Genomic DNA, 24,593 nt, shown 5'->3' with positions numbered 1-24,593 from the left:
AGCAGGCTTCTGGACGGCAGGGGCTGTAAGAGAATTTAGAGGTACCGCAGGATGAACAACCCTTTGCTGACAATGGACTCGCTGCCCCCCTTCAGCCAGATCCAGCCCGAACAGGTGCAAGCTGCCGTGACGCAGGCCATCGCCGATTGCAAACAGAAGATCACCGATGTGCTGGCCCAGCGCGATTCCCATACCTGGGACAGCCTGATTGCCCCGCTGGAAGAGGTGAATGACCGCCTGGCACGAATCTGGTCGCCGGTCAGCCATCTCAACTCAGTCCTCAACAGCGAAGCGTTGCGCGCGGCCCACGACGCCTGCCTGCCGCTGTTGTCCGAATTCCAGACCTATGTCGGTCAACATGAAGGCCTCTATCAGGCTTATCTTTCCCTCTTTGAGAGCGATGATTTCCCTCGCCTCGATGGTGCCCAGCGCAAGGAGATCCAGAATACCCTGCGCGATTTTCGTCTGTCCGGTATCGGTCTGCCCGCCGAGGCGCAGCAGCGCTACGGTGAAATCCAGGCCCGCCTCTCCGAGCTCGCCTCCCGCTTCAGCAACAACGTGCTGGATGCGACCCAGGGCTGGACCAAGCTGGTGAGCGACGAGGCCGAACTGGCCGGACTGCCACAAAGCGTACTGGCTGCTGCCCGTCAGCTGGCGGAGCAGAAGGGTCAGCAGGGCTGGTTGTTCACCCTGGATATCCCTTCCTATCTGCCGGTAATGATGTATGCCGACAACCGCGAGCTGCGTGCCGAGCTGTATGAGGCGTTCACGACTCGCGCCTCGGATCAGGGCCCGAACGCCGGCAAATGGGATAACTCCGCCATCATGACAGAGCTGCTCACCTTGCGTCGCGAGCTGGCCAAACTGCTGGGCTTTGGCAACTATGCCGAGTTGTCGCTCGCCACCAAGATGGCGGAAAAGACCGAACAGGTAGTGGGTTTCCTCACGGATCTCGCAGCCAAATCCCTGCCGCAAGGCAAGGCCGAGCTGGAAGAGATCCGCACCTTTGCCGCCGAGCATCACGGTCAGCGCGAGCTGGCGGCCTGGGATCTTCCCTATTACGCCGAGAAGCTCAAGCAGCACAAGTTCTCCATCTCCGACGAGCAACTGCGCCCCTACTTCCCTGCCAACAAGGTAGTGAAAGGGCTGTTCGAGGTGGTGAAGCGGGTATTCGGCATCAAGGTGCGCGAGCGTCTCGGCATCGACACCTGGCATCCGGACGTGCGTTTCTACGACATCTTCGATGCCGAGGATGAGCTGCGCGGCAGCTTCTACCTCGACCTCTATGCCCGTGAGCACAAGCAGGGCGGCGCCTGGATGGATGTCTGCCTGGGTCGTCGCTACCGTCAGGATGGGTCCTTGCAAAAGCCGGTGGCCTACCTGACCTGCAACTTCAACGGCCCTGTGGATGGCAAACCGGCCCTGTTTACCCACGACGAGGTGGTGACTCTGTTCCACGAGTTTGGCCACGGCATTCACCACATGCTGACCCAGATCGACGTGGCCGGTGTCGCCGGCATCAACGGCGTGGCCTGGGATGCGGTGGAACTGCCGAGTCAATTCCTGGAGAACTGGTGCTGGGAATCCGAAGCGCTGGCCTTTATCTCCGGCCACCATGAGACCGGTGAGCCATTGCCTGCCGATCTGCTGGAGAAGATGCTGACTGCCCGCAACTTCCAGGCCGCCATGCAGATGTTGCGTCAGCTGGAGTTCGCTCTGTTCGACTTCCGTCTGCACCAGGAGTTTGACCCGACCAACCCGGATCAGATCCCGACCCTGCTGGCCGAGGTGCGCAGCCAGGTGGCCGTGATGACGCCGCCTGCGTTCAACCGTTTCCAGCACAGCTTCTCCCACATTTTTGCGGGCGGCTATGCGGCGGGTTACTACAGCTATAAATGGGCCGAAGTGCTCTCGGCAGATGCCTTCTCCCGCTTCGAGGAGGAGGGGATCTTCAATCCGGCCACAGGCCAATCCTTCCTGAAGAACATCCTGGAGAAGGGCGGTTCCAAGGAGCCGATGGAGCTGTTCCGAGCCTTCCGTGGCCGCGAGCCCCAAGTGGATGCTCTGCTGCGCCATAGCGGGATTGCCGCGTGAGACTCAGTGCCCCAGGCGGCCTTGAGCTTCAAGCAGGTACACTTTTGCGGCATAGTGGGATCTCCGCGTGATTTTTGAGATAAAAAGGGACCTTTTGGTCCCTTTTCTCAAGGCTTTTTAATATCTTGCGGAGTGCATGTTTGCACTGTCCCCGCCTCTTGAGTAGAGTCGGGTTCTACCTTCCAGGGAGAGAAAGAACCTTGCCATGAGGCGAGCACTCGAGTCTGTCTATCAAATCATCTCAAGTCTGTCTCATTCGAGTGGTCAGGGATATTTCGATACCTTTGTGAGTGAAATCGCAGCAGCGATCGGGGCCGACTTCGTCCTGATTTCAGGTAGGGATCAAGCGGGGCTGTTTTTCAAGGTCCACGCCGCCCATCCGGCATCTCTCGACACTACAAGCTTCACTTTTCCGGTCAGCGCCACCCCGGGGGAAATCACCCTGCAAGAGGGGGAGGCCTGGTTCAGCGACCGCGTTCAGCAGTTGTTCCCTCATGCTTCTGTGTTGCAGGCCTGGCACATCCAGGCCTATGCGGGGATCGCCCTCAAGAATGCCCAGGGCGAGACCATCGGCATCTGCAGCGTACTGTTCAAACGGCCGCTCGCCAACATGGACAAGGTGATGGGGCTGTTGCGACTGCTGGCCCCACTGGCCGGCCGTGAGCTGGCGCTGATGTTTCAGCAGCAGCCGGTGCAGAGCCAGCCCGAGTATCACCACTTCCTGCACACCATGATGTCCCATGCCCCTGTGGGGATCGGCAAGCTGGATCTGGATGGCAAGATCCTCTGGACCAACCCGGCCATCGAAAAGATGCTGGGCTACAGCCAGAGCGAGCTGCTGCACCGTACCGCCGCCGAGCTCAACCACCCGGAAGACTGGCTGCGCAGCGTCTCCTGCTATGCGGAGCTCAAGCGTGGCGAGCGCACCGCCTTCACCCAGGAGAAGCGTTACCTGCATAGAGATGGCCAGGTGCTGTGGGGCCGGGTGACCGTCACTCTGGTGCGGGATGAACATTTGCAGCCCGACTACCTGATGGTGGTGCTGGAAAATATCGATCCCCTCAAGCGCCATGCCGAGCAGCTCAAGCTCTCCCACCGGGTCTATGACAACCTCTCCGAAGCCATTCTGGTGTGTGATGCCGACAGCCGCATCATCTCGGTCAATCCGGCGTTCGAGCAGATCACCGGTTACAGCGGGGAGGAGGTGTGTGGCCAGCGTCCCAGCATGCTCAAATCCGGACTGCACGATCAGGCCTTCTATGCCGACATGTACCATGCGCTGGAGCGGGTGGGCGTCTGGCGGGGGGAGGTGTGGAACAAGCGCAAGAATGGCAAGCTCTACCCCCAGCAGCTGATGATCAGCACCTTGCGGGAAGGGGGCAAGATCAGCCAGTACATAGGCATCTTCAGCGATCTCTCCCAGACCAAGCTGGCGGAACAGAAGATCGCCGCCCAGGCCAACTACGACAACCTCACCGGCCTGCCCAACCGCTGGCTGTTTGGTCGCTGCCTCACCCGTTTCTGCGAGCGGGGCGAGCGCTTCGCGCTCATGGTACTGGATCTCAACAACTTCAAGGCGGTCAACAACAGCATGGATCACCACGCTGGTGATGCCCTGCTGCGAGAGGTATCGGATCGGCTGGTGAGCCGGGTGCGCACCGAAGATCTGGTGGCCCGTATCGGCGGCGACGAGTTCGCGTTTCTGGTGCCCGGCATCGTCAACCGCCGTCAGGCCGAGGTGTTTGCCAAACAGGTGATAGGCGGCTTTGCCCGCCCCTTCATGCTGGCCAACCAGCACCTCTATGTGACGGCGACCATAGGCATCACCCTCTGCCCTGGGGATGGTGTCGAGAGCGACGAGCTGCTGCGCAACGCGGAGCAGGCGCTGTTTGCCGCCAAGCGGCAGGGGCGGATGCTGGGCAGCTACTGCGCCTCCATGCGGGAAGAGGTGCGCCAGCGCCACCAGATGCAGCAGGATCTGGCGGAGGCCATCAAGCTGGAGCAGCTGACCATGGCCTATCAGCCCATCTGGGACAACCGCAGCGGCCGGGTGGCCAAGCTGGAGGCGTTGGTGCGCTGGTATCACCCGCACTGGGGTCAGGTCTCACCGGCGGACTTCATTCCGCTGGCGGAAGAGGCGGGGCTTATTCAGGGGCTGGGTGCGCTGGTGCTGTGGCAGTCCTGCCGGGATCTGGCGCGCTTGCAGCAATCCGGCTTCCCGAACCTGCAGATGTCGATCAACCGCTCCACCCTGGAGTTCCAGACCATAGATCCGGAGGCGAGCGAGTGGCTCAAGGTGATTCACCACTTCGGACTCGACCCTTGCGACATCGTCATCGAGATCACCGAATCTCTGCTGATGGAGACCAGCGATCAGCACAGGGTGCGGATCGATGCCCTGCGCGAGGCGGGCTGCAAACTCGCCATCGATGACTTCGGCACCGGCTATTCGGCCCTCAACTATCTTCGCAACTTCCCTGTGGATCTGGTCAAGATTGACAGGGCCTTCGTGCGCCATATCCCGTTCAACGAACAGGACAGGCTGCTGCTCGACGGCATCATCAACATAGTGCACAACCTCGGCATGCAGGTGGTGATCGAGGGGGTGGAGACCCGCGAGCAGCTCAACTTCCTCTGCCAGAAGGGGTGTGCCTTCACTCAGGGTTTCCTGCTCAGCCGCCCGCTGGCCTATGACGACCTGGTCGAATATCTGCAACTCAACGACAAGAGCATGTTCCTGCAGATCAGCTAGCAGATGATCACTCTGCCGGTTTCAGCTTGTCCTGCCTGCCCTTCAGTGTCTGATAGTCTTCACCGAGATAACGCAGATAGATACGATCCAGAATCCCCTCTTCCAGCATCTGTTGCAGGGCCTTGTTGTACGCGGGCAGCAGTGCTGCCCTCTGCTCGCCAAAGCAGAGGTAGAGCGGAGTCGAGTCGATGAAGGGGGAGAGGGCGCGGATCTGGACATCTTGCTCCTTCGACAAGATGGGGGCAGAGAAGTAATCCAGGATGATCATGTCGACCCGGCTCTTTTCGAGCAGCAACAGCAGCTGCTTGTCCGAGTGCGCCTTGATCGGCACCCAGCCGTCATAGTGCTTGATCTTCTCCGTGTAGTCATAGCCCCTGACCATGCCGACCTTCATCCCTTTGGCCAAGTCCCATGAGAAACGTTGCAAGGGGCTGTCGGTGCGCACATAGGCGGCCAGGGGATAAAAAGCGGTAGCGAGATCCGAGTGATGACACTCTGACAGCGGGGCATTGTCGAGAATGCCGTCGGCGAGCCGGGTTCTGACATATTGCTCGCAACGCCCCCAGGGCAACTCGATCAGGGTGAGATTCATCCCCAGACGTCGGGCAACCTCCCGATGGATCTCCACCGATATCCCCTCGGTCAGACGTCCCTGCTCCGCATAGGAAAAGGGGGGCCAGTCTACCCCGCATACCTTCAGGTCTGTGCTGCTCTGAGCGGTGAGCAGCAGGGCAATGAGCAGGTGCATGGGGTTTTCCTCCCTACAGCGATGGAAAGGGGCTGTGGTACACTCGGTTCACTGAACTTAGAACGCCTTCAAAGACCATGCAAATCCTCCTCGAAGACCCCACCAAGGCCGCGCAGGCACACGCGCTGGCCAGCCAGCTGAACCAGACCGACTACCCCCAGTTTGCGCTGGTGTTTACGCCCGAGCGGCTGGAGCTGCGCAAGTTGGACGAACCCAAGCTGGGTGCCGTCTATGTGGACTTCGTGGAAGGGGCGGTGGCCCATCGCCGCAAGTTTGGCGGCGGGCGCGGTCAATCCATTGCCAAGGCGGTGGGGCTCAAGGCCGGTGCAATGCCTACCGTGGTGGATGCCACCGCCGGGCTCGGCCGCGACGCCTTCGTGCTGGCCTCCCTCGGCTGCAAGGTGACCCTGATTGAGCGCAGCCCCGTGGTGGCGGCCCTGTTGCAGGATGGATTGATGCGGGCGGCACAGGACCCCGAGATAGGTCCCTGGGTCAGCGAGCGGATGCGCCTGCTGCAAGGGCCGGCGGTGGACAACCTGCTGGCGTTGCCGGAGCGGCCCGATGTCATCTACCTCGATCCCATGTTCCCTCACAAGCAAAAGTCGGCGCTGGTGAAGAAAGAGATGCGGGTGTTCCAGTCGCTGGTGGGGCCGGATCTCGACGCCGATGCCCTGCTGCCGGCCGCGCTGCAGATGGCGGACAAGCGGGTGGTGGTGAAGCGCCCCGACTACGCAGGCTGGCTCAACGAGCACAAGCCCAGCATGGCCATCGAGACTAAGAGCAATCGCTTCGATGTCTATGTGATGGCAGCGCTGGCTGCGAGTTAACTACCGGCCTGAGTCGCGGATGAAAAAAAGAGGGCCAACCCAAGGTTGGCCCTCTTTTTTCGTACCGGATTCAGTTGGTTGGGGCGAAGCGGATCAGCTTCTCTTCCCCTTGCCAGCTCAGGTGCAGAGTCGCCAGATCCCCCAGGCTGAGTCGCTCGCCACTGTGCAGCAGCAGATACTCGACACCCTCGCTGGCTTCGATGGTGCGGATCTTGTCATCCCACTGGTGGCCATCGCGACTGGCGAGGGTCACCGGTAATTGCCAGCTGGCGGCAATTTCAAGCCAGTCGTAGAGATCGCAGCTGATGGGTTGGTAATCCGGCATGATCGGCTCCCAAACGAGCAAGTTCCTGGGTCAGGCTTCCAGCAAGCGAGTAGGCCAGCCCATCTTCTGCTGGCGTTCCACTTCGAGACGCAATTCGCTGGCGCGCAGGTAGTGCTCGTCCATCCACCCCTTGGGCAGGGTCAGGGTCAACGCCTCTTCCTCGGCCTGCAGGGTGAAGCTGGGGACTGTGCCCTGGGTACGGCGCATGCAGAGGATCAGCGAGATGCGCAGGATGCGGGCCAACCGGATCGCCTGACGACCCGTGACGGCACCCTGTTTCTCCAGGGTTTCCAGCTTGAATTCATCCCGCTGGTTGAACAGCAGGGCCGACAACAACTTCTTCTGTGCAGGGGTAAAACCCGGCATGTCGATGTTGTCTATGATGTAGGCCGCGTGTTGCGGGGCCTTCTTGTACTCGATACAGAGGCCAATCTCGTGCAGCAGGGCCGCATAACGCAGGATAGGGCGACCGTAACGTTTGGATAGGCGCCAGGCCGGTTGCAGCTGGTTGAACGCTTCTATGGCGGTGTCACGTACCCGCTCGGCGTGCTCTTTATCCAGCTGATAGCGGCTGATGAGGCTATCGGCGGTACGATCCCGGGCATCGCAGTCGTGATTGTTGCCAAGCAGACCGTAGATCAGCCCTTCACGCAAGGCGCCGCCCGCCAGGGTCATGCTCTCTATGTTCAGGGTTTCGAAGATGGCGATCAGGATGGCGAGGCCGGAGGGAAACACGGTCAGCCGCTCGGCCGCCAGCCCTTCCAGCTGTAGCCGGTCCAGCCTGCCGCAGGCGATGGCCTGACCCATCAGCTCCTGCAACTTGGGCAGGGTGACCCGCTCGCTCTTCCCTTGCGCCAGCATGATCTCCTGCAGCGCCTGTACAGTGCCGGAGGCGCCGACGCAGGTGCGCCAGCCAAGGACGCAGTAATCTTCCGCCACCTTCTCCAGCACCGCCTTGGCGGCGGCAATCGCCTGCGCAAAGCGGGCTTCACTCAGCTCGCCATCACCGAAGTGGTTGTTGAGCCAGGTGACGCAGCCCATGTGCAGGCTGTTGAGCAGTTTCGCTTCGCTGTGCTCGCCAATCACCAGCTCTGTGCTGGCGCCGCCGATGTCGATCACCAGCCGGTTGCCTTCCCCGGCCGAGGTCCAGGAGACACCCTCGTAGATGGTCTTGGCCTCTTCCTCGCCAGAGATGATCTCTATGCTGTGGTTGAGCACCCGTTCTGCTTCGCTCAGGAACTCGTCGACGTTGGTGGCAAGGCGCAGTGTGGCCGTGCCCACCACCCGTATGTTGTCGGCCGGAATGTCCTGCAGCTGCTCGGAGAACAGACGCAGGCAGTCCCAGCCCCGCTCCATGGCGGCACGGCTGAGACGAAATTCCGGATCGAGCCCGGCGGCGAGGCGAACCTTGCGCTTGACCTTGGTGACGGTGCGCAGTGCACCGGCGACCTCGCGCACCACCAGCATGTGAAAGCTGTTGGAGCCGAGGTCAATGGCGGCATAGAGAGGCGAGTTGTGCAACTGGGCCTGTCCTTCAGCTCTTGCGTGGCGGACGACGACGGTTGTTGCTGTTGCCACCGCCCTGGCGATCCCGCATGTTGCGGTTCACCGGCTGACGGTTGCGAACGACCCGTTTCGGGGCAGTCACGTCATCCAGCAGCGCTTCACGGTCATATTTGCTGACCGGGATCGGGTGGTGGATGTACTCCTCGATGGCCGGCAGGTTGAAGGCATAGTCTTCACAGGCCAGGCTGATGGAGTGACCGCTCTTGCCGGCACGACCGGTACGACCGATACGGTGTACATAGTCTTCGGCATCGTCGGGCAGGTCGTAGTTGAAGACGTGGGTCACATCAGGAATGTGCAGACCACGGGCAGCCACGTCGGTAGCGACCAGTATGTCCAGGGTTCCCTTGGTGAAGTCTTCCAGGATCTTCATCCGCTTCTTCTGCGGCACGTCACCGGTCAGCAGACCGACGCGGTGACCGTCATTCTCCAGCCACGCATGCACGTCTTCACAGACATGCTTGGTGTTGGCGAAGACGATGGCTTTTTCCGGCCACTCTTCTTCCATCAGGGAGAGCAACAGCAGCATCTTGTCTTCGTTGGAGGGGTAGAACAGCTCCTCCTGAATGCGGATGCCGGTCATCTGCTCCGGCTCTATCTGCACATGTTCCGGGTGGTTCATGTGTTCGTAGGCCAGCTCCTGCACCCGCAGGGAGAGGGTGGCGGAGAACAGCATGCTCAGACGCTCGGTCGGGGCAGGCATGCGGCGGAACAGGAAGCGGATGTCCTTGATGAAGCCCAGATCGAACATGCGATCCGCTTCATCCAGCACCACGACCTGAATGTTGCTCAGATCGATCACCTTGGACTTGAAGTAGTCGATGATGCGACCCGTGGTGCCGATCAGGATGTCGACGCCCTGCTCCAGCACGGCCAGCTGCTTGTCGTAACCTTCGCCACCGTAGGCGAGGCCGAGTTTCAGGCCGGTGGATGCGGAAATGGTGTCGGCATCGTTGTAGATCTGTACTGCCAGTTCCCGGGTGGGCGCCATTATGATGGCTCTGGGTTGGTTAACCAGACGGGGATTGCTCAGGGGGTGGGTCAGCAAATAGTTGAATGTCGCGGCCAGGAAGGCAATGGTCTTGCCGGTCCCTGTCTGAGCCTGACCGGCGAGGTCATGACCTTCTACCAGCAGTGGCAGAGACAGCGCCTGGATGGGCGTGCAATAGTGAAATCCCTTTGATTCCAGACCAGCCAGAACTTCGGGTTCGAGGCCCATTTGGGCGAATTTTTCGGTCGTTAAGTGTGTTTTGCTCATGGCGGTAGGTTATCAGGTTAGGCTTGCAATAATAAACAGGATCATTTCAAATAGGGCAACTATTGCCTTTGTTGATACGTCAATAAAGCCTTAATTACTGACTGGAGTTGGAGATGAGTGACAAGATTGTTCAGCTGAGCGATGCCAGCTTCGAGGCAGATGTAATCAAAGCCGATGGCCCCGTTCTGGTCGACTTCTGGGCCGAATGGTGTGGTCCGTGCAAGATGATTGCCCCTATCCTGAACGAAGTCGCCCAAGAGTATGCCGGTCGTGTGACAGTGGCGAAATTGAACATCGATCATAACGCCGACACGCCGCCCAAGTATGGCATTCGCGGTATTCCGACCCTCTTGCTGTTCAAGAATGGCGAAGTGGCTGCGACCAAGGTCGGCGCCCTGTCCAAGACTCAGCTGAAAGAGTTTCTGGACGTTAACCTGTAATAATCAAAAAGGAGCGCATTGCAATAATGCGCTCCTTGTGTTTTATCACCTAGACGCTCATCCCGATTGGTGCTAGCTTATCGTTCGTTTGCTAACCTTTTTGCCTGACTCTTTGCTTAGCAGCAGCCTGGCAAGTCAAATCCGATCAGCATCAATCCAGCAGACTGTCTCCTCATTTCAATCCTTGCTTACAGACTTTCACCACTATGAATCTGACTGAATTAAAGAACACTCCTGTGTCCGAGCTGGTAAAGCTTGGCGAATCCATGGGGTTAGAAAATCTGGCTCGGGCGCACAAGAAAGATATTATTTTCGCAATCCTCAAGGCGCACGCCAAGGGTGGCGAGGATATCTTTGGCGACGGTGTGCTGGAAATCCTGACCGACGGTTTTGGCTTCCTGCGTAGTGCAGATGGCTCCTATCTGGCTGGCCCGGACGATATTTATGTCTCTCCGAGCCAGATCCGCCGTTTCAACCTGCGAACCGGCGATACCGTTTCCGGCAAAATCCGGCCACCGAAAGAGGGCGAACGTTATTTCGCGCTGCTCAAGGTCAACGAGGTCAACTACGACCGCCCGGAAAACGTCCGCAACAAGATCCTGTTTGAAAACCTTACCCCCCTGCATGCCAACGAACGTTTGCGCATGGAACGGGGTAACGGTTCTACCGAAGATATCACAGCCCGTGTGCTGGACCTGGCTTCCCCCATCGGTAAAGGCCAGCGTGGCCTGATCGTGGCGCCGCCCAAGGCCGGTAAGACAATGCTGCTGCAGAACATCGCCCAGAGCATCGCCTACAACCACCCGGACTGTGAACTGATCGTCCTGCTGATCGACGAGCGTCCGGAAGAAGTGACCGAGATGCAGCGCATGGTGAAGGGTGAAGTGATTGCTTCCACCTTCGACGAGCCTGCTTCCCGTCACGTTCAGGTTGCCGATATGGTTATCGAGAAGGCCAAGCGTCTGGTCGAGCACAAGAAGGATGTGGTCATCCTGCTGGACTCCATCACCCGTCTGGCTCGCGCCTACAACACTGTCATCCCGTCATCCGGCAAGGTACTGACAGGTGGTGTGGATGCCAATGCCCTGCACAGACCCAAGCGCTTCTTTGGCGCAGCTCGCAATGTTGAGGAAGGCGGCAGCCTGACCATCATAGCGACAGCGCTGGTGGATACCGGCTCCAAGATGGACGAGGTTATCTACGAAGAGTTCAAGGGTACCGGCAACATGGAACTGCACCTCTCGCGCAAAATTGCCGAGAAGCGCATCTACCCGGCCATCGACATCACCCGTTCCGGCACCCGGAAGGAAGAGTTGCTGACCACCGGTGATGAGCTGCAGAAGATGTGGATCCTGCGCAAGATCATTCATCCCATGGGTGAGATTGACAGCATAGAGTTCCTGATCGACAAGTTGGCGGCCACCAAGACCAACGACGAATTCTTCGACTCCATGCGGCGTCAGCAGAAGTAATCTGGTCGGAAAATGAAAAACCGCGGCTCATGTCGCGGTTTTTGTTTATCTATTTTCCGGTCACCTGAGTAGTATGAAACCTCGATGTCACAAGGATAGAGACGTCATGAAGCTTGTATTCTGGATATGGCTGGGCTGGTTGATGGCCTTGCCGGCACATGCCTCGCCTCCTTCCCCACCCAGGGCTGCACTGGTGGCCGATGAAGGATTGCAGGGCCATCTCGATTTTCTGGCTGGCCGATTGCAGCAGGGGCAGTTTACCGCCATCGATGCGCTGTTGGACTCCCTGGCCGTGGGCCAGCGGGAATATCTGCTGTGCCAGCTGCTTGCCACCCTCGACAAGACTTCCGGGGCCAGTACCCCGGAGCAGCTTGCCTGGGTGCGCGCCCAGGCGGTCAAGGCACCCCGATGGCTGGTAGAAAAAGAGGTGGATGGCTTTCTGGTCCAGCTGCCCGCCTACGATTTTGCCGCTGCGGCGCGGCAGGTGCTGAACCGCTGGCAACAGCAGGCCTGGCAGGGCAATTATCGCCAGTTGCTGGCGCAGGACAGCTTCCAGTTCAAGCAGATATACAACAGCCGCAACCCTGAACTGGCCTTGCAGCAAGAGGCGCTGCTGGTGGTGCTCGATCAGCAGCCTGCCTCGGTTTTGCAGCGTGAAGCCCATCGACTTGCCGCCATGAACATTTTCCTGCCCGATAACCAGCTGCTGCGACAACTGGTCGAACGCACCGGCGATAGCGCTCTCTATCTAAAGCTGTGGCGTCAACCTGTGGATCACGACAGCGTGGCCGCCCTGAAAAGCGTGGCTCGTTTTCACCAGGGTCAGGATGCAAGCAGCCTGCTGATCGCCGCCAGCCGCAACAGTCGCCTGAAACAGCCGGCCCTGCACCAGCTCAGCCAGCTTTCCCCCTTGCCCGAGGCGGCACAGCAATTCCTGCTGGCCGAGCTTGGCAATCGCCATTACAGCGGTCAGGTCGCCAGCCTCTTGCTACAGATGGATGAACCCAGGTTGCTTGCCCAGTTCGCCGATCGGCTCACACGACAGGAAAAGCGCCATTCGAGTTCAGTGATGCTGCCTGATACGGGTACACCCGCTGCCCAGCCAGGGTTATAATGCGGCACCTCCTGAACCCGGTAGGGTACCTGCATGAAATACAAGGATTTGCGTGATTTCATCGCGCAGCTGGAACAAAACGGACAACTAAAGCGCATCACTCGCGAGATAGATCCCTATCTGGAGATGACCGAAATCAGCGATCGCACCCTGCGTGCGGGTGGCCCGGCCCTGCTGTTCGAGAATCCCAAAGGCTACTCCATGCCGGTGCTGACCAACCTGTTCGGCACCCCGGATCGGGTCGCCATGGGAATGGGCCAGCCCAACGTCGGCGCCCTGCGCCAGGTGGGCACCTGGCTCTCCTACCTGAAGGAGCCCGAGCCGCCCCGTGGGCTCAAGGAGCTGATGGAGAAGCTGCCCATCTTCAAGCAGGTGCTCAACATGCCGACCAAGCGGCTCTCCTCCGCCCCTTGTCAGCAACTGGTGCTGGAAGGGGAGGCGGTCGATCTGGACCAGATCCCGATCCAGCACTGCTGGCCCGGTGATGTGGCGCCCCTGGTCACCTGGGGTCTCACCATTACTCGCGGCCCCTACAAGAAGCGCCAGAACCTCGGTATCTACCGCCAGCAGAAGATCGGCAAGAACAAGCTGATCATGCGCTGGCTCGATCATCGCGGTGGCGCCATCGATTTTCGCGAGTGGCAGGAAGCTCACCCGGGGGAGCGTTTCCCCGTGGTGGTGGCGCTTGGCGCCGATCCTGCAACCATACTCGGTGCTGTGACCCCTGTGCCCGACTCCCTCTCGGAGTATGCGTTTGCCGGTCTGCTGCGTGGCAGCCGCACCGAGGTGGTAAAGGCCCTCAGTTGCGATCTGGAAGTACCCGCCAGCGCTGAAATCGTGCTGGAAGGTTATCTGGAGCCGGGCGAGTTGGCGCCGGAAGGACCCTATGGGGATCACACCGGTTACTACAACGAGGTGGATGAGTTCCCGGTCTTTACCATCACTCACATGACAATGCGCCGCGATGCCATCTATCACAGCACCTACACTGGCCGTCCACCCGATGAGCCTGCCGTGCTGGGGGTGGCATTGAACGAAGTGTTCGTGCCACTGCTGCAAAAGCAGTTCCCCGAAATCGTGGACTTCTACCTGCCGCCGGAAGGATGTTCCTACCGGATGGCGGTGGTCACCATCAAGAAGCGTTATCCCGGCCATGCCAAGCGGGTGATGCTGGGTGTCTGGTCCTTCCTGCGCCAGTTCATGTACACCAAGTTCGTTATCGTCTGTGACGACGACATCAACGCCCGTGACTGGAAGGATGTGATCTGGGCCATCACCACCCGGATGGACCCAGCCCGTGACACCACACTGATCGAACACACTCCCATCGACTATCTCGACTTCGCCTCGCCTGTGTCGGGTCTGGGTTCCAAAATGGGGCTGGATGCCACCAACAAGTGGCCGGGGGAGACCAACCGTGAATGGGGTCAGCCCATAGTCCAGGACGAAGCGGTGAAGCAGAAGGTGGATTCCATCTGGGCCGAGCTGAATATTCTCGGCTAAACACGGCTGCCATGGTGCAAAAGGTTGAGGATCTCCGGGCGGAATTGGGTATGCTCGGGGAACCTGACCAGATGCACTGGTCGTCAGTCCACAGTGAATCAATGAGCGAAAGCGGGCCGAGCGAGCCCGTCACAAGGATAAGAATGCAACGTATCAAGTGCCGCGTAGAGGAACTGCGCGAATATGTCGACACCATCTGGCACGTGGCCCTGACGCCGCAGCAAGAGATCAGCTTCAAACCCGGTCAGTATCTGCTGGTAGTGATGAGTGATTCGGACAAGCGTCCCTTCTCCATCGCCAACTCACCGACTCGCCCCGGTGTCTTGGAGCTGCAGATCGGTGCAACCCCGGAGAATGCCTACGCAGGCCAGGTGCTGGCCCGTATGCGCGAGCAGGGGGAAATAGAGGTTGAACTGGCGGCAGGCAAGGCCTTCCTGCGGGAAGAGTCGCCACGTCCACTGATCCTGATGGCGGGTGGCACCGGCTTCTCCTATGCCCGCTCCATCCTGGAGTATCTGATCGATACCGGCAGCAAGCGTCCTGTATTCTTCTACTGGGGTGTGCGTCAGGCCCACTGGCTCTACGAACTGGAGCAGATGCAGCAGTGGGCGAGCGATTATGCGCCGCTGACCTTCATCCCTGTGGTGCAGGAGCCGGAAAGCGGCTGGACCGGCAAGAGCGGGCTGGTACACAAGGCCATCATGGATGATTTCGTCAGTCTGCATGACTACGACATCTATGTAGCTGGCCGTTTCGAGATGGCGGGCGCGGCGCGGGAGGAGTTCAAGATCCTCGGTGCAGAGCCTGAGCGCATCTTCGGCGACGCCTACGAGTTCATCTGAGCTCAGCATGCGAATCGGCAGGTATCAAACCGGCGGCAGTCGTACATGTCGGCCGATTACGCTTCGCTAATCGACCCTGCCGGCTGCTCTTCGGCGAGCCAGAAACAACAAACCCCAGCCAGGCTGGGGTTTGCTTTATGTGCTGTGCGGGCCAGCGGCGACGGCCGGGTTATTCGCCCTTGGCGCCAAACTGCTGTTCCAGCTGTGCCAGCTTGGCCTCGAGGGCCGTCAGCTTCTCACGGGTGCGCAGCAGCACCTTGGTCTGCACGTCAAACTCTTCGCGACTGACCAGATCCAGCTTGTTGAGCTGAGACTGCAGCACCTGACGGATCTTCTTTTCAACCTCTTCACCCATGCTGCGAATGCCGGGCGGCAGGGAGTTGTGCACCTGTTTGGCGATCTCTTCCAGTTTCTTCGGGTCGATCATGTGATTCTCCTTAAGCAATGGCGCCATTCTACCGACAATTCATCCCCTTTGCCGAGATCGGGGTGGCTTTTTGCCATCAGGAACACAGGGCGTGCTGGTCGGGTCTGGTATCCGGAATGAAGCTGTTAACCTATCGAGTCCCGTTTCTATTCCAATTCCTTGATGTTGTACACAAAAAAAGCAGATCAGATGACCGACCAGACGCTTAACAATTGTTGCGTTGCTGTTAAGATGGTTCGGTCGGGTTTTCACCCTCCCCCGTCAGCACATCATGGATAACAACTAAAAAGAGATAAGGATATGAAAAAGAAGCTAATTTACGCCGCAGTTGTCAGTGCCCTGTTGGCTGGCTGTGGTGGCAGTGACGATAACAAAGGCGATACCTCAAGCTATCTCGACTATCTGTTGACCGGTTCCAATGCGGTGCGCCCCAGTGCCCTGGCGGCACGGGCCAGCGATGGCACCCTGAAGTTCTCTACCGAGACGGCAGATCTCTCCAATCCGGTCTCTGCCATGTCAACGCTGGATGGCTGGTCCACGACCCAGGCTATCCAGATTGTGCCCGTCACCTCGTCCGGCATTCAGGTTCAGGCACCGACTGCGGCCGAGTTCAGTGCCTCTGTGGCACCGCTCTACCTGCTGGAGCTTGCCTTCGACAGCACTGCGCTGCGCCCGAATGGCGTGAAGAAGGTGCTGACCTACGGGGTGGACTTCGTGGTGGCCGCATCGGCTGGCAAGTTGAATCTGGTGCCGCTCAAGCCGCTCAATCCCTCTTCCTACTACATGATAGTGGCCACCGATTCGCTGAAAGACAGCACCGGCAGCCCGGTACGGGCAGGTAGCGACTACAGCAACTACAAGAACAACGCGGGCAGCAATGCGCAGGAGCAGACCATCAATGGTCTGATCGCGCTGCAGGAAGGGTTGTTCAAGGCGGCAACGGGTATCGCCACGGATCACGTGATCTTCTCCGACTGGTTCGGTACCCAGTCAGGCGCTGATGTGCTGGTGGCCGTGAAAGGCGCCGCCGCATCTGTCGTGTTGCAAGGGCTGGATGCCGCCAAGGTATGGAAGCAGGATGCGTTGGGCAATACCAGCCTGCCCGGTACCTATACCCTGGCCGTGACCGGCAACGATGACTTCCTGACCCAGCTGGACAATGAGCAGTTCCTGCCGCAGGAGCAGAAGGATGCCATTGCCGCCGCCGTCGCCGCTAGCCCGACTCTGACCGGCATCGCCGGCATGACGAAGGTCTACACCGGTACGGTCAAACTGCCCTATTTCCTCTCCTCACCGGCGACCGCAGGTTCCTGGAGCAAGGCCAAGACCCAGTCTTGGCACGGCGCCATCCCCAGCCTGTACGCCATCGCCAATGCGCTGAAGGCATCTGACAGCGAAGTGATCGCCGGTCTGGTGGGCGCGGGTGTGGATCCGGCTTTGCTGGCAGAGTTGATGGCCGATCCGACTCGTCAGAGCGAGTTGCTGGCCGAGGCGAGCAAGCTGGTCGGGGTGACCCTCACCTCCGGCGGCAAGCCGCTGGATGCCGAGCAGAACATTGGTCGATTCAATCCGTTGCCGGCACTTGAAGAGGTGCAATCCGTGCCGATGCGCATCTTCGCCAAGGATGGACTGAACACCATCACGGACGTGATCATCTATCAGCACGGGGTCACCTCGGTGAAAGAGAACGCCTATGCGCTGGCACTGGGTCAGATTGGCGCAGGTATGGCGGCGAGCAAGAAGGTGGCGCTGGTGGTGATCGATCATCCGCTGCACGGTGAACGTGGCTTCGCCTTGAGTGGCAGCATGGATACGGTGACCACTTCCGACAATCCGACGCCGTATCTGAACCTGAGCTACCTGACAGTGGCGCGGGACAACCTGAAACAGAGCGTGGCGGACCTGCTGGGTTTGCGCATGGCGGTGGGTCTTGCCAACGCCAATGGGTTAGGTACTCAGCTCGGTGGTGCCGGCCTCAAGGTACATTTCCTGGGTCACTCCCTGGGCGCCATTGCGGGAGCCAACCTGCTGGCGGTTGCCAACCAGCCGATCGGCAACCCGACGGCGGATGCCCTGTTCAAGTTTGATACCGGTGGTCTGGCCATGCCGGGTGGCGGCATAGCACCGCTGTTGCTGAACTCGCCGACCTTCGGCCCGACCATCAAGATGGGCGTGCTGACCGGTGGCAGTGCCGAGCTGAAGGCGGCTTTCACCGCCTATGCGCCCAACTGCCAGACGGCAGTGCCAACCTGCTTCGTCAACGAGTTCCTGCCTAGCCTGGGTGCAACCACTCAGGCGGCCGCAGCCAGCACGCTGCAGAGCTACAGCTTTGCGGCCCAGTCGGTACTGGATTCGGCGGATCCGATCAACCTCGCCAGCGGCATCAAGGCGGATTTCCCGCTGTTTGCCACCGAGATAGTGGGTGACGGTGCCCTGAGTCTGTCGGATCAGGTGATCCCGAACAGCATAGCGTCCGCTCCGCTGGGGGGCACAGAGCCGCTGTTCAAGCTGCTGGCCCTGCAACCGCTGACCGCCACCGGCGCAGCCAACCACCATGCGGCTCGTTTCGTGGCTGGCGGCCACAGCTCCTTGCTGGCACCGGACGAGAACTTCGATCCGACCGGCGACGTCACTACCGAGATGCAGACCCAGTTCGGCAGCTTCTTTATGAGTGGCGGTACTGCGGTGCAGGTCACCGACAGTTCTCTGCTCAAGCAATAACCTGCAGACCATAAAAAACGCCGCCCCTCGAGGCGGCGTTCTCGTTTCTGCGACCGGGCCCGGCCGTCAGGCAGGCTGGTGGTGTCTGTCCAGCCAGCCTTGCAGCAGGCCCACCAGCAGGCCCACCAGATGGGCCATGTTGGCGGTGCTGGTGCCAAGCATGTCGAAGAAGCCGAGCACCAGCCAGAACAGCATGAAACCCATCAGGGCCGGTGGCAGGGTGATACCGCAGGCCGGCTGCAGTTTGCTGCGCAGCCAGCAGTAGCCCAGCAGGGCATAGACAACACCGGAGAGGCCGCCAAACAGCGGTCCGCTGACGAAGAACTCGGCGATATTGGGCAGGGCCGCCCCCACCAGCAACAGGACCAGCAGCTTGCCGCTGCCGAGGCGTTGCTCTATCTGGCCCCCCAGATACCACCACCACAGCAGGTTGAACACCAGATGCAGTATCGAGAAGTGGATAAAGGCCGGGGTGAAGTAACGCCACGCCTGCCAGTCGGTGAACTGGGCCAGGGTCGGGTGGAACGCCAGCTCGTCGAAGATGGGCAGGCCGATGGCATCCAGGGCATAGATGGCCAGACAGGCGATGATCACCACCAGGGTCAGTGGCCCCGCCTGATGGAGGAAATCGGTGACGGGATCCGTCATCCCCTTGCTGTAATCGATGCGGGCATCCGCCTGACCCGACTGCCAGGAGGCCTCCATGTAGCGGGGATGGGACGGATCGGCCAGAAAGCGCTTCACCTCCAGCTGGGCTTGGGCGAGGCGCTGTTCATCCGCCAGCCAGACCGAGACGCCGAGCTCTGACTGGGTCAGCTCGCACGAGATGCCGAGGGTGGCGAGATAGTCCACCAGCGCCTGGGCCATGCGGGCGTTGTCGAGCACCAGCAGTTGGATCATGCGTCGCCTGCCTCGATGGGAAACTCCCGGCGCCACGCCTCGAAGCCGCCATCCAGGCTATAGACTTCGTCATACCCCTGCTGCAGCAGGTACTGGGCAGCCCCCTGGCTGCTGTTGCCGTGATAACAGATCACGATGACAGGGGTGTCGAAATCCACCTCGTCCATGAAGCGCACCAGGGTGCCGTTGGTGAGGTGGAAGGCACCGACCGCATGGGCTGCCTCGAAGGATTGGGGATCGCGAATATCCACGAGGCGGGCTTCACCGGCAGCGAGCTTCTGGTGGGCATCATGGGCACTGATATGGGCAAACTGGTCCATTTGCATGTCCTGCGAATAGGTAACTGGAGGCCAGTTTACCGCAAGCCTGCGCTGGTGCTAAGCCCGCAATGTGTCCGGTCGTCCCGTCGGGAAGATCGCAATTTTCTTCAATATCAGAACCAGGCTCATGGGTAGGGTGAGATCTCGATATCTTCAACGAGCATTATCCATGGAAATGAGTCTGTTGTTATCCATGGCCGGGTTTGCCCTGGCCATGTCCATCTCTCCGGGGCCGGTCAATCTGGTCGCCCTCAGTGCGGGAGCGCAATATGGTTTTCGCGCCAGCCTGCGCCATGTGGTGGGGGCCACCTTGGGTTTCATCCTGTTGTTGCTGCTGATGGGGCTGGGTCTCGGCGCTGCCCTGTCGCACTGGCCAGTGGCGCTCGGTGGCATCCGCTGGGGAGGCATCCTCTTCCTGTGCTACATGGCCTGGCTGCTGATGATGGACAGCGGAGAGATAGAGCGTGAAGGCGGCACGCCACCCGCTTTTTTATACGGCGCCCTGATGCAGTGGCTCAATCCCAAGGCCTGGCTGGCGGCCAGCATGGGGATGGGGGCCTATGGAGCCGTGGGCGATGTGGGCCAGATAGTGTGGTTTACCAGCCTCTATCTGGTGATCTGTCTGGTTTCTATCGCTTGTTGGGCCTATGTCGGCAGCTGTCTGCAGGCAGTTTTGCTCTCGCCTCACCGCTTGCGCTGGTTCAACCGGGCGATGGCCATGTTGCTGTTGCTCAGTGCCGTTTATCTGGTTCTGGAACCTTGAGGAAGGCTCTGCGACTGGTATTGACCCGGGGTCGCGGCGACCAGCCGCTTGAACTGGCGCTGGAAGTGGGCCTGATCGGAGAAGCCCGTCGCCAATGCCACCTCGACCAGGGGCCGTCCCTGAGCGAGCAGGGCTCGGGCCTGGCGTATCCGCTGGTTGAGCAGGTAAGCGTGCGGGGTCATGCCGAAATGGCGGCTGAATACTCGCACCAAGTGGGATGGGGTCAGCCCGGCGACTGTGCTCAGGTGCTGCAAGGTGAGGGGCGTCGCATACTCGTCCTTTATCAGCTCGGCGGCGCGCCTCAGATGCAGGGGCGGTGGCTCGCTCCATCTGGCGGGCGTGAGCCTTGCCAGCAGCTGGTGGCTGAACAGGTGGCAGGCGACCTCCTTGGCGAGGCGATCTTGCTGGCCATCTTGCAAAGTACGATAGAGGCGTAGCAAACCTGTATACAGCACGGGATCCCGACTGGCCGTCATGTCGAAAGGGCGAAAATGGGCCCCCAGCCCGGCCTCCTCCTGCTGGCCGCGCAGCCAGTCGGTATCGAGGTAGAACATCAGATAAGACCAGGGGTGATCGGCGATGGGGTTGCAGGCATGCACCTCTTCCGGGTTCATCAGTACCAGGGTGCCTGCGTTGACCTCCTGTTTTGTCTGCTGGTTGAGATAGTGGCTGTGACCACCCGTGATGGCGCCAATGGAGAAATGGGCGTGGCTGTGCTTTTCATAGCAGACGCGGCGGCCATCCTGCACCGCTCGCGCCTCTATGAACGGCAGGGCAGGGTCACGCCAGAAGCTGTGGTGATCCGCCTCCACCCTGGCTCTGCTCATGGGTTAACCACCCAGGTAGGCCTGCCGAACGGCCGGGTTGGCCAGCAGGGCAGCCCCCGAGTCTTGCAGCACCACATGGCCGTTTTCCAGCACATAGCCCCGGTCGGCCAGCTTGAGCGCCTGGTTGGCGTTCTGCTCCACCAGAAAGATGGTCATCCCTTTCTGGCGCAGCTGCTCTATGGTGTCGAAGATCTGCTGGATGACGATGGGGGCCAGCCCCAGCGAGGGTTCGTCCAGCAGCAGCAGGCGCGGCTTGCTCATCAGGGCGCGGCCTATGGCCAGCATCTGCTGCTCGCCGCCGGACATGGTGCCGGCCCTTTGCTGCAGTCGCTCGTGCAGGCGGGGGAACAGGGTGAACACCTGATCCAGCAGGCCGTGCTGCTCTTCCTTGTCGACGAAGAAGGCGCCCATCAGCAGGTTCTCCTCCACCGTCAGGCGGGCGAAGATGCGGCGCCCCTCCGGCACCACGGCTATGTCCTTGCGCATGATGCGGGCCGTACTGAGGGAGCTTATCTGCTCCCCCTCGAACCAGATGCTGCCGCTGCTGGGCTTGGGCTCGCCGCACAGCGTCATCAACAAGGTGGTCTTGCCAGCACCGTTGGCGCCGATCAGGGTGACGATTTCCCCCTCTTTTACCTCGACGCTGACGTCGTGCAGCGCCTGGATCTTGCCGTAGTGGGTCGATACGTTGCGAAGTTCTAACATCTTGTGTTCCTTACGACTCGCCCAGATAGGCCTTGATCACAGCCGGATTGTTGCGGATCTCATCCGGCTTGCCGTGGGCCAGCGGCGCCCCCTGATTGACCACGAAGATGCGGTTGGAGATGCCCATCACCAGCTTCATGTCGTGCTCAATCAGCAGCACTGAGACACCGAATTCGTCCCGCAAGCTGATGATGAGATCGTTCAGCTCATCGGTTTCGTTCGGGTTGAGGCCGGCGGCCGGTTCGTCCAGCATCAGCAGGTCGGGCCGGGTCGCCATGCAGCGGGCTATCTCGAGGCGGCGCTGCTGACCATAAGCCAGGTTGCCGGCGGCCCGATTGGCGAGATCCTTGAGCCCTACCTTCTCCAGCCAGAAGGCGGCCTGTTCCAGCCCCTCCAGCTCGGCACGGCGAAAGGCCGCTGTCTTGAACAGACCGGCGATAAAGCCGGTGTTGAGGTGCCTGTGCTGGGCGACCAGCAGGTTCTCCACCGCTGTCATCTCCTTGAACAGCCGCACATGCTGGAAGGTGCGCACAATTCCCTTGCGCGCTATGAGGTGACCGGGCAGCCCCTGGATCTCCTCACCCTTGTAGCGGATGGTGCCGCCGCTCGGGCGGTAGAAGCCGGTCAGGCAGTTGAAGACTGTGGTCTTGCCCGCGCCGTTCGGCCCTATGATGGAGATGACCTCCCCCCTGTCGACATCCAGCTTGACGCCGTTGACTGCGAGCAGTCCACCAAAGCGCATCGACAGATCAGAGACTTCCAACAACTTGTTCTGATTCGCGCTCATTTTTGTAGCTCCAGGTGAGGTCTGGTCATCGGCAGCAGTCCTTGTGGCCGCCAGATCATCATGAACACCATCAAGAGGCCGAACATCAGCATGCGGTACTCGTTGAATTCACGGGCCAGCTCCGGCAGCACAGTCATGACGATGGCCGCCAGCACCACCCCTATCTGGGAGCCCATGCCGCCCAGCACGACGATGGCGAGCACTATGGCCGACTCGATGAAGACGAAGGATTCAGGGCTGATAAACCCCTGACGGGAGGCGAAGAAACTGCCGGCGAACCCCGCAAAGGTGGCGCCTATGGTGAAGGCGGTCAGCTTGATGATGGTGGGGTTCAGCCCCAGGGACTTGCAGGCGATTTCGTCTTCCCGCAGCGCTTCCCAGGCTCGGCCCAATGGCATGCGCAGCAGGCGATTGATCACGAACAGGGTGGCGACAACCAGCACCAGTGCCATCAGATAGAGGAAGATCACCTTGTGGTTGGCGTTGTAGGCGATGCCAAAGAAGTCGTGGAAGGTACCAAAGCCCCCATCTTTGACGGTACGGTTGAATTCCAGTCCAGCCAGGGTCGGCTTGGGAATGCCGGAGATGCCGTTCGGGCCGCCGGTGAGGCTGGTCATGTTGTTGAGCAGGATGCGGATGATCTCGCCAAACCCCAGGGTGACGATGGCCAGATAGTCCCCCCGTAGCCGCAATACTGGAAAGCCGAGCAAAAAGCCGAAGGTGGCGGCCATCAGGCCTGCGATGGGCAGGCACTCCCAGAAGCTCAGGCCGAAATAGGTGTTGAGCAGGGCATAGCTGTAGGCGCCGACGGCGTAAAAGCCCACATAGCCCAGATCCAGCAGGCCAGCCAGACCGACCACCACGTTGAGCCCCAGCCCCAGCATGATGTAAATCAGCGCCAGGGTCGCCAGATCGATGGCACCGCGAGAGGCCATGAAGGGCCAGCTCACCGCAAACAGCAGCACCAGAATGGCGGTGACATTGTAGAGCCGTGGCGCCTCTTCCGGGCTTGGCAGCACCAGCTTGGTGAAACCGGTGGAGAAGCCGCTGATGGAGGCCTGAAACAATCTGCCGATCTGGCCACGCAACAGCTGGAACCAGAACACCAGTGCCGCGCCACCCACCAGCCAGGCCAGCGATATGTCGAGGCGGCTCACGACCAGCAACTGGCTGCCTTCCGTCTCGAGCCGAAAACCAAGCAACCAGAAGGAGAGCACCATCAGCACCAGACTGGCGATGCAGGCATGAATAAATTGATGTTTCATACTTTTTCGACCTCCGGACGACCCAGAATGCCGGTGGGCATGAACAGCAAGACACCGATCAGCAGGACGAAGGCCATCACATCCTTGTATTCGGTGCTGAGATAGCCAGCGGTGAGCGCTTCAACCACCCCCAGCAGCAGGCCACCGAGCACGGCGCCAGGTATGCTGCCGATGCCGCCCAATACAGCCGCGGTGAAGGCTTTCAGCCCGGCCATAAAGCCGAGATAGGGATTGATGACGCCGTAGTACATGCCGAGCAGCACGCCGGCGACGGCGGCCAGGGTGGCCCCCAGCACGAAGGTGATGGAGATGACCACATGGGTATCAATCCCCAGCAGGTTGGCCATCTTGATATCTTCCGAACAGGCCCGGCAGGCCCGTCCCATACGGGATCGGCCGATGAACTGGGTGAGTGCCAGCATGGTGATGAAGGTCACCACGAAGATGATGAGCTGCATGTAGGAGAGGCTGGCCTGAAAGCCGTCTTCTCCACCCAGGGTCCAGCCCCCGGAGATCAGAGTGGGCATGGCGATATCCCGCGAGCCCTGCGCCATTCGCATCATGTTTTGCAAGAAGATCGACATGCCGATGGCGGAGATGAGGGGGATGAGGCGGTTGCCGCCCCGCAGCGGGCGATAGGCGACCCGCTCTATGGTCCAGCCATAGGTTCCGGTGATGATGATGCTGACCAGGAAGGCGCCTCCCAGCAGCAGGAAGGTGCTGTCGATGCCCATCATCATGAGCCCGGCCATCACCATAAAGGCGACATAGGAGCCGATCATGTAAACCTCGCCGTGGGCGAAGTTGATCATGCCGATGATGCCATAGACCATGGTGTAGCCGATGGCGATCAACGCATAGGTGCTACCTATGGTTAACCCGTTCAGCAGTTGCTGAATCAGGTAAAGGAGGTGTTCGGACATACTACGTTCCCTGT

General features: G+C 60.1%; 22 protein-coding genes. 10 read left to right on the top strand and 12 right to left on the bottom strand.

From position 1 onward, the window contains the following. The first annotated feature begins 51 nt into the window (after window positions 1-51). Window positions 52-2,094, top strand: coding sequence for an oligopeptidase A (gene prlC, locus GWQ27_RS19335; protein WP_275908097.1), 2,043 nt, complete (start codon window positions 52-54; stop codon window positions 2,092-2,094). 205 nt (window positions 2,095-2,299) lie between these two features. Further along, the gene (locus tag GWQ27_RS19330) at window positions 2,300-4,846 is read left to right on the top strand and encodes an EAL domain-containing protein (protein WP_087756844.1); all 2,547 of its coding nucleotides are present in this window, start codon (window positions 2,300-2,302) and stop codon (window positions 4,844-4,846) included. A 7-nt stretch (window positions 4,847-4,853) separates the two neighbouring features. Here GWQ27_RS19330 and GWQ27_RS19325 read toward each other — a convergent pair whose 3' ends face one another. After that, window positions 4,854-5,594: a transporter substrate-binding domain-containing protein gene (locus tag GWQ27_RS19325; protein ID WP_275908096.1), complete on the bottom strand. Its 741-nt coding sequence runs from the start codon at window positions 5,592-5,594 to the stop codon at window positions 4,854-4,856. A 77-nt stretch (window positions 5,595-5,671) separates the two neighbouring features. On the opposite strand from GWQ27_RS19325, the gene GWQ27_RS19320 reads away from it, so the two are divergent. After that, window positions 5,672-6,421 (top strand): class I SAM-dependent methyltransferase, encoded by a 750-nt coding sequence (locus GWQ27_RS19320; protein WP_058395828.1) that lies wholly within the window; start codon window positions 5,672-5,674, stop codon window positions 6,419-6,421. Between the two features lie 70 nt (window positions 6,422-6,491). On the opposite strand, the gene GWQ27_RS19315 is transcribed toward GWQ27_RS19320, so the two are convergent. From GWQ27_RS19315 to rhlB, 3 genes are read right to left on the bottom strand one after another with little or no spacing between them, the layout of a single operon-like run. Then, window positions 6,492-6,746 carry a Rho-binding antiterminator gene (locus GWQ27_RS19315; RefSeq protein ID WP_275908095.1) on the bottom strand — a complete coding sequence of 85 codons (255 nt, stop codon included), beginning with the start codon at window positions 6,744-6,746 and terminating at the stop codon, window positions 6,492-6,494. A gap of 30 nt (window positions 6,747-6,776) precedes the next feature. Further along, window positions 6,777-8,267, bottom strand: coding sequence for a guanosine-5'-triphosphate,3'-diphosphate diphosphatase (gppA, locus tag GWQ27_RS19310; protein WP_111589778.1), 1,491 nt, complete (start codon window positions 8,265-8,267; stop codon window positions 6,777-6,779). 13 nt (window positions 8,268-8,280) lie between these two features. Continuing rightward, on the bottom strand, window positions 8,281-9,570 hold the full coding sequence (gene rhlB, locus GWQ27_RS19305; protein ID WP_011899248.1) for an ATP-dependent RNA helicase RhlB: 1,290 nt from the start codon (window positions 9,568-9,570) through the stop codon (window positions 8,281-8,283). Between the two features lie 113 nt (window positions 9,571-9,683). On the opposite strand from rhlB, the gene trxA reads away from it, so the two are divergent. The 5 genes from trxA (at window position 9,684) to fre (ending at window position 14,941) form a co-directional block, all read left to right on the top strand. Then, window positions 9,684-10,010 carry a thioredoxin TrxA gene (trxA, locus tag GWQ27_RS19300; RefSeq protein WP_275908094.1) on the top strand — a complete coding sequence of 109 codons (327 nt, stop codon included), beginning with the start codon at window positions 9,684-9,686 and terminating at the stop codon, window positions 10,008-10,010. Between the two features lie 206 nt (window positions 10,011-10,216). Continuing rightward, window positions 10,217-11,482, top strand: a complete 1,266-nt coding sequence (gene rho / locus GWQ27_RS19295) for a transcription termination factor Rho (RefSeq protein WP_005320670.1) — start codon at window positions 10,217-10,219, stop codon at window positions 11,480-11,482. A gap of 106 nt (window positions 11,483-11,588) precedes the next feature. Then, the gene (locus GWQ27_RS19290) at window positions 11,589-12,596 is read left to right on the top strand and encodes a hypothetical protein (RefSeq protein WP_275908093.1); all 1,008 of its coding nucleotides are present in this window, start codon (window positions 11,589-11,591) and stop codon (window positions 12,594-12,596) included. Window positions 12,597-12,629: 33 nt separating this feature from the next. Continuing rightward, window positions 12,630-14,099: a 4-hydroxy-3-polyprenylbenzoate decarboxylase gene (ubiD, locus tag GWQ27_RS19285; protein WP_005320666.1), complete on the top strand. Its 1,470-nt coding sequence runs from the start codon at window positions 12,630-12,632 to the stop codon at window positions 14,097-14,099. Between the two features lie 143 nt (window positions 14,100-14,242). Then, complete coding sequence (gene fre / locus GWQ27_RS19280; protein WP_275908092.1) at window positions 14,243-14,941, top strand: NAD(P)H-flavin reductase; 699 nt, start codon at window positions 14,243-14,245, stop codon at window positions 14,939-14,941. A 169-nt stretch (window positions 14,942-15,110) separates the two neighbouring features. Here the strand turns inward: fre and GWQ27_RS19275 are convergent, their stop codons facing one another. Then, a complete protein-coding gene (locus GWQ27_RS19275; protein ID WP_005320662.1) occupies window positions 15,111-15,368 on the bottom strand; it encodes an accessory factor UbiK family protein in 258 nt (85 codons plus the stop codon). Window positions 15,369-15,668: 300 nt separating this feature from the next. Here GWQ27_RS19275 and GWQ27_RS19270 point away from each other — a divergent pair, with 300 nt between their 5' ends. After that, window positions 15,669-18,089 carry a VolA/Pla-1 family phospholipase gene (locus GWQ27_RS19270; protein WP_275908091.1) on the top strand — a complete coding sequence of 807 codons (2,421 nt, stop codon included), beginning with the start codon at window positions 15,669-15,671 and terminating at the stop codon, window positions 18,087-18,089. A 66-nt stretch (window positions 18,090-18,155) separates the two neighbouring features. On the opposite strand, the gene glpG is transcribed toward GWQ27_RS19270, so the two are convergent. Next, a complete protein-coding gene (gene glpG / locus GWQ27_RS19265; RefSeq protein ID WP_265458000.1) occupies window positions 18,156-18,989 on the bottom strand; it encodes a rhomboid family intramembrane serine protease GlpG in 834 nt (277 codons plus the stop codon). Further along, window positions 18,986-19,309 (bottom strand): thiosulfate sulfurtransferase GlpE, encoded by a 324-nt coding sequence (gene glpE, locus GWQ27_RS19260; RefSeq protein WP_096117913.1) that lies wholly within the window; start codon window positions 19,307-19,309, stop codon window positions 18,986-18,988. Before glpE ends, glpG begins: the two co-directional genes overlap by 4 nt. A 169-nt stretch (window positions 19,310-19,478) precedes the next feature. Between glpE and GWQ27_RS19255 the strand changes: the two genes are divergently transcribed. Continuing rightward, window positions 19,479-20,072, top strand: a complete 594-nt coding sequence (locus GWQ27_RS19255; protein ID WP_265431603.1) for a LysE family translocator — start codon at window positions 19,479-19,481, stop codon at window positions 20,070-20,072. On the opposite strand, the gene GWQ27_RS19250 is transcribed toward GWQ27_RS19255, so the two are convergent. The 5 genes from GWQ27_RS19250 to livH are packed head-to-tail and all read right to left on the bottom strand — an operon-like array spanning window position 20,051 to window position 24,579. Beyond that, the gene (locus tag GWQ27_RS19250) at window positions 20,051-20,899 is read right to left on the bottom strand and encodes an AraC family transcriptional regulator (RefSeq protein ID WP_275908090.1); all 849 of its coding nucleotides are present in this window, start codon (window positions 20,897-20,899) and stop codon (window positions 20,051-20,053) included. The genes GWQ27_RS19255 and GWQ27_RS19250 overlap by 22 nt on opposite strands. Window positions 20,900-20,902: 3 nt before the next feature. Next, complete coding sequence (locus GWQ27_RS19245; RefSeq protein WP_005320651.1) at window positions 20,903-21,604, bottom strand: ATP-binding cassette domain-containing protein; 702 nt, start codon at window positions 21,602-21,604, stop codon at window positions 20,903-20,905. A 10-nt stretch (window positions 21,605-21,614) separates the two neighbouring features. Next, complete coding sequence (livG, locus tag GWQ27_RS19240; protein WP_275908089.1) at window positions 21,615-22,391, bottom strand: high-affinity branched-chain amino acid ABC transporter ATP-binding protein LivG; 777 nt, start codon at window positions 22,389-22,391, stop codon at window positions 21,615-21,617. Next, the gene (locus GWQ27_RS19235; RefSeq protein ID WP_005320647.1) at window positions 22,388-23,656 is read right to left on the bottom strand and encodes a high-affinity branched-chain amino acid ABC transporter permease LivM; all 1,269 of its coding nucleotides are present in this window, start codon (window positions 23,654-23,656) and stop codon (window positions 22,388-22,390) included. Before GWQ27_RS19235 ends, livG begins: the two co-directional genes overlap by 4 nt. Further along, window positions 23,653-24,579, bottom strand: coding sequence for a high-affinity branched-chain amino acid ABC transporter permease LivH (gene livH, locus GWQ27_RS19230; protein ID WP_275908088.1), 927 nt, complete (start codon window positions 24,577-24,579; stop codon window positions 23,653-23,655). The genes GWQ27_RS19235 and livH overlap by 4 nt, the downstream gene beginning before the upstream one ends. Window positions 24,580-24,593: the final 14 nt, after the last annotated feature.

This window comes from Aeromonas sp. 5HA1, from assembly GCF_029237245.1.
Lineage (GTDB): Bacteria > Pseudomonadota > Gammaproteobacteria > Enterobacterales > Aeromonadaceae > Aeromonas > Aeromonas salmonicida.
Note: the sequence above shows the minus strand (reverse complement) of the source record. Positions and strands in the feature narration are given on the sequence as shown.

Bases quoted from the DNA above. Each gene is read 5' to 3' on its own strand.
- GWQ27_RS19315 (WP_275908095.1), bottom strand. From the start codon at position 6,746: ATGCCGGATTACCAACCCATCAGCTGCGATCTCTACGACTGGCTTGAA.
- GWQ27_RS19245 (WP_005320651.1), bottom strand. From the start codon at position 21,604: ATGTTAGAACTTCGCAACGTATCGACCCACTACGGCAAGATCCAGGCG.
- trxA (WP_275908094.1), top strand. From the start codon at position 9,684: ATGAGTGACAAGATTGTTCAGCTGAGCGATGCCAGCTTCGAGGCAGAT.
- GWQ27_RS19235 (WP_005320647.1), bottom strand. From the start codon at position 23,656: ATGAAACATCAATTTATTCATGCCTGCATCGCCAGTCTGGTGCTGATG.
- GWQ27_RS19275 (WP_005320662.1), bottom strand. From the start codon at position 15,368: ATGATCGACCCGAAGAAACTGGAAGAGATCGCCAAACAGGTGCACAAC.
- GWQ27_RS19255 (WP_265431603.1), top strand. From the start codon at position 19,479: ATGGAAATGAGTCTGTTGTTATCCATGGCCGGGTTTGCCCTGGCCATG.
- GWQ27_RS19250 (WP_275908090.1), bottom strand. From the start codon at position 20,899: ATGAGCAGAGCCAGGGTGGAGGCGGATCACCACAGCTTCTGGCGTGAC.
- GWQ27_RS19325 (WP_275908096.1), bottom strand. From the start codon at position 5,594: ATGCACCTGCTCATTGCCCTGCTGCTCACCGCTCAGAGCAGCACAGAC.
- GWQ27_RS19290 (WP_275908093.1), top strand. From the start codon at position 11,589: ATGAAGCTTGTATTCTGGATATGGCTGGGCTGGTTGATGGCCTTGCCG.
- fre (WP_275908092.1), top strand. From the start codon at position 14,243: ATGCAACGTATCAAGTGCCGCGTAGAGGAACTGCGCGAATATGTCGAC.
- ubiD (WP_005320666.1), top strand. From the start codon at position 12,630: ATGAAATACAAGGATTTGCGTGATTTCATCGCGCAGCTGGAACAAAAC.
- glpE (WP_096117913.1), bottom strand. From the start codon at position 19,309: ATGGACCAGTTTGCCCATATCAGTGCCCATGATGCCCACCAGAAGCTC.
- rhlB (WP_011899248.1), bottom strand. From the start codon at position 9,570: ATGAGCAAAACACACTTAACGACCGAAAAATTCGCCCAAATGGGCCTC.
- livH (WP_275908088.1), bottom strand. From the start codon at position 24,579: ATGTCCGAACACCTCCTTTACCTGATTCAGCAACTGCTGAACGGGTTA.
- rho (WP_005320670.1), top strand. From the start codon at position 10,217: ATGAATCTGACTGAATTAAAGAACACTCCTGTGTCCGAGCTGGTAAAG.
- GWQ27_RS19320 (WP_058395828.1), top strand. From the start codon at position 5,672: ATGCAAATCCTCCTCGAAGACCCCACCAAGGCCGCGCAGGCACACGCG.
- glpG (WP_265458000.1), bottom strand. From the start codon at position 18,989: ATGATCCAACTGCTGGTGCTCGACAACGCCCGCATGGCCCAGGCGCTG.
- prlC (WP_275908097.1), top strand. From the start codon at position 52: ATGAACAACCCTTTGCTGACAATGGACTCGCTGCCCCCCTTCAGCCAG.
- GWQ27_RS19330 (WP_087756844.1), top strand. From the start codon at position 2,300: ATGAGGCGAGCACTCGAGTCTGTCTATCAAATCATCTCAAGTCTGTCT.
- GWQ27_RS19270 (WP_275908091.1), top strand. From the start codon at position 15,669: ATGAAAAAGAAGCTAATTTACGCCGCAGTTGTCAGTGCCCTGTTGGCT.
- livG (WP_275908089.1), bottom strand. From the start codon at position 22,391: ATGAGCGCGAATCAGAACAAGTTGTTGGAAGTCTCTGATCTGTCGATG.